Raw genomic sequence first — 366 nt, forward strand, 5'->3', positions numbered from 1 at the left:
GCCATGGCCAACCTGCGGCTGGCTCCGGGAGCAGGCCAGGTCAGTGATTACGCTCAATCACATAGTCGGCAATCTGTTGCAGCAAGCCGGTTTGGCCGCCGTCTTGCTGCAATACCAGCAAGGCTGCCTGGGCTTGCTGACACAGTTCCAGCGCTTTTTGTCGAGCGGCATCCATCCCCAACAAGGCCGGATAGGTCGGTTTGTTGAGGGCAATATCAGCTCCAGCCTGCTTGCCCAGAGTCGAGGTATCCCCTTCCACATCAAGAATGTCATCCTGAACCTGGAAGGCCAGCCCGATGGCATTGGCGTAGTCAGTCAATGCCTGTTCTTGCCCGGCTGCCAGTGGCCAGCGCACCGACATGGCTC

Annotated in this window: 1 protein-coding gene; it reads right to left on the reverse strand. The window is 59.0% G+C overall.

What is annotated here, in order from left to right:
- Positions 1-40 precede the first annotated feature (40 nt).
- Positions 41-366, reverse strand: a 326-nt coding sequence (locus tag Q4563_RS17185) for a polyprenyl synthetase family protein (RefSeq protein ID WP_303605358.1), incomplete at its 5' end; no start/stop codon positions are given.

The organism is Gilvimarinus sp. 1_MG-2023, assembly GCF_030548285.1.